The sequence below is a fragment of the Methanocalculus sp. genome (assembly GCF_029762515.1).
Classification (GTDB): Archaea; Halobacteriota; Methanomicrobia; order Methanomicrobiales; family Methanocorpusculaceae; genus Methanocalculus.
This window is the reverse complement of record NZ_JARVGN010000273.1, coordinates 1-3,240: the sequence shown is the minus strand read 5'-3', so window position 1 is coordinate 3,240 and position 3,240 is coordinate 1. Positions and strand designations below refer to the sequence as shown.

3 protein-coding genes and 2 pseudogenes are annotated in these 3,240 nt (G+C 50.5%); 1 reads left to right on the top strand and 4 read right to left on the bottom strand.

The annotated features are described in order from the left end of the window. Together QCH34_RS09490 and QCH34_RS09485 are read right to left on the bottom strand one after the other, a co-directional pair. Positions 1–226 (bottom strand): annotated as a pseudogene (locus QCH34_RS09490) (MarR family transcriptional regulator); the annotation flags it as partial. A gap of 160 nt (positions 227–386) precedes the next feature. Continuing rightward, positions 387–533 (bottom strand): hypothetical protein, encoded by a 147-nt coding sequence (locus QCH34_RS09485; RefSeq protein WP_300333301.1) that lies wholly within the window; start codon positions 531–533, stop codon positions 387–389. 36 nt (positions 534–569) lie between these two features. Between QCH34_RS09485 and QCH34_RS09480 the strand changes: the two genes are divergently transcribed. Then, positions 570–2,285 carry a TIGR03768 family metallophosphoesterase gene (locus tag QCH34_RS09480; RefSeq protein WP_300333299.1) on the top strand — a complete coding sequence of 572 codons (1,716 nt, stop codon included), beginning with the start codon at positions 570–572 and terminating at the stop codon, positions 2,283–2,285. Positions 2,286–2,496: 211 nt separating this feature from the next. Here QCH34_RS09480 and QCH34_RS09475 read toward each other — a convergent pair whose 3' ends face one another. Further along, on the bottom strand, positions 2,497–2,748 hold the full coding sequence (locus QCH34_RS09475) for a type II toxin-antitoxin system MqsA family antitoxin (protein WP_300333297.1): 252 nt from the start codon (positions 2,746–2,748) through the stop codon (positions 2,497–2,499). 38 nt (positions 2,749–2,786) lie between these two features. Next, a pseudogene (locus tag QCH34_RS09470) lies at positions 2,787–3,240 on the bottom strand (hypothetical protein); the annotation flags it as partial.

The window sequence follows — 3,240 nt, the reverse complement described above, 5'->3', positions numbered from 1 at the left end:
ACCCTTCACGCTCAAGATAATTCACAATATCCGTTGCGGAACTCGGGGAAATATCCAGCATTCCGGCAATGTCCCCCATACATACCCTGGAGAAATACGCAGAATAGAGTACTTCGATTCCTCCCGGACTGAGAATGCTCTTCCGCCCCCTGTCTTTCCCGAAGATCATGTTGATTGCGATCGATACAAATCCGAGGGAGAGCCTGATTCGTGCAGTTGGATCCATGATCCTTCTTCTATTGATCCTCCTGCTATCTTAATATTACGGATATCCGTAATATTTCAGATACTCTTTACAACCACATAATTTCTGAGCTATCCCTTTAGATAAGGTGGATATCCCTCGATATCCTGTCTTGTGGTGTACTTCACTCCGGGAACACCCCTCACTGATTACAGTACTCAAAACAGGGGACAGAACCGGGAACATACCCGCGGAGATCGATACGAGTGACATTCTTTGCAATCCACCCAGCTAACGCCATGATCTCATGGGTGATCGTCTCATCCACATAATCCTCGCCGCAATTCATACACACCCTTAAATTCAAGCCTATTCAATACTCCTTATGTATCATTTCAAAGCAGGTATTCTCCTCGCTCTTCTGTTTGTGCTCTTCATCACTGTAGCGGGATGTACTGCTCCCGACTCCCTGCTTCCGGATGATTGTGAACCGGATTATCCAATAGATCCCGTGGTCCTGACAACAGTTGACAGAACCGTTCTTCCCGTCCCCGTCCCATCAACTTCACCCGCCCCGGGCCCGGAACAGATCGCAAACTTTTCAGAGTATGGATATGGTGACTGGGAATTTGGCGAGGGACTGGAGCATGAGAAGAGATTTGACCTCATGCCGGATGGATACACCCCTGCATCAGATACCACGACAGAGAAACTGTTGACCTTCTTTACCATGACAGATCTCCATCTCACCGACAAAGAGTCTCCTGCTCAGGTGGTCTATTACGGCTATAAGGGGGGTGTCATTTCAGGATACTCTCCGGCTATGCTGTATACCACCCATATCTTCGATGCAGCAGTCCAGACGGCAAATGCCCTTCATAAAGAGAATCCATATGACTTTGGTCTATTCCTTGGTGATGCAATAAACTGTGGCCAGTACAATGAACTGCGATGGTATATCGATGTACTTGACGGCAGGATAGTCAACCCCGACTCCGGTGACAAGGACGATCCAATCCCCGGGCCTCTCAATGATTACCAGGACGAATACCGTGCAGCAGGGCTTGATGAATCGATCAGCTGGTATCAGGTTCTCGGCAATCACGATCACTTCTGGATGGGTATGTTCCCTCCGGATGATCACGTCAAAAGTGCCATGACCGGCACTGAAGTGTTCGAATTAGGGAATATCTTCTTCGCCCCTCTCCCCCTACAAAGCCGTGGTTTCTATATGGGGGCAATCGATGGCCGGACACCCTATGGCGATATTATCGGTGCAGGGCCAGTCGCCAGCTTCCCTGATGGTCCCCCGACAGTCCCAGCCGATAAAGATCGCCGTTTCCTCTCGAGAACAGAGTGGATCAGTGAATTTTTCAACTCCTCTTCAAGCCCACACGGGCATGGATTCAGCCAGTCCGCCAGAACAACGGGATTTGCCTGTTATTCATTCGAACCGCGATCAGATATTCCGATAAAGGTCATTGTGCTTGATAATACCCAAAGGGACGATGACCCCAGTGAAAACAGCTCCGGATTTGGTTCAATCGATCAGGAGCGGTACGACTGGCTTGTACAGGAACTCGAGAGTGGTCAGGCTGAAGGAAAGCTCATGATCATCGCAGCCCACATCCCGATAGTCATCAATCATGATCCAGCTATTCCCTGTTCGATCATGGAATGGAGTCAGTACGCTGCGGTATCTGATGTTGATCTGATAGCCAAACTCCATACCTATCCAAATCTCGTGGCATGGATCTCTGGCCATCGCCATCAAAATACCGTGATACCTATCAAATCTCCGGATGCTGAACGTCCAGAACTCGGGTTCTGGCAGGTTGAAACCGCATCACTGCGGGAGTTCCCTCAGCAGTTCCGGAACTTTGAATTCGTCTACAACAGCGACAATACGCTCTCAATCTTCACGACCAATGTTGATCCGGCGGTCAGAGGCGGTTCCCCCGCTGCCAAATCACGTTCGTATGCGATTGCAGCCTATCAGATATTCGATTACCCAATAGAGAGGATGCCAAGCGGTGCCTATAATGCAGAACTTGTCCTTCAACTGACCCCCGAGATGCAGGAGATCCTCCAGAAGAGATAAAAGGGTTCTGGATTTTGGTTATTATATCGATAATCGTACCGGTCGCTTCAACCGACCGGTACGAATTAAGGTTCAACTACGAACAACCTTCGTTCAGATTCAAGTGCAATACCTGTGTAACACTGCTATTGCAAGCCCCGCTCTTTAGGGCGGAGTAGTTGAACGATCTTCGCTTTATGGTGTACTCAATTCCTGCAACACCCTTCAGTGATTACAGTGCTCTCAACAGGTTACAGAACCGGGAACATACCTGCGGACATCGATAAGGGTGCCATTTTCTTTTAATCCGCTCAGCCAATGCCATGATTTCATGGGTGATCGTCTCATCCACATAATCCTCACCGCAATTCATACAGATTTCTGCCGGGACTTCTTTTACCACCAGGGTGAACCCTTCCCGCTCGAAGGTGATCGTGGTCATACCGTGCCGTGTCTCTCCACTCTTACAAAGAGCGCACTTCATTATCTTCTCCTCCTCCTGTTTTTTATCCGTTGTTTCATTTATATTCTACACCCTCCTCCTCTTCTTCTGACATCTCCCCTCCCCGTGGAGAATACCGGCATCACCTCCGCATATGCCCGCTCCAGCAGCACCCGGTAGTACGCAGGATCTGCCTTCGTCGCCTCCCATGGGGGATCAGCAATCAGCCGCTTCCCGTCCCGTACCACATACCCGATCTCCATCCCGGCTTCAACAGCAACCCCTGCCATCCCATAGGCACGGATTGCCGATCCCTCAATGCACCGGTGCCGGTACTCGGTCCTGCTCACCCGTCTTCTGATGACGAGATCCGCAATCGCCGCAGATGAAAGGCTGGATACTGCCTCATGGAACAGCTCCTGCACCTCCCCGGCAAGATTGTCCAGCTCTGCTGCACACTCCGCCCGCTCAAGCACCGAGAAGATCCCCTCCTGAAACGATCGCACATACGGGGGTGTATCACCCCGGCGTGCG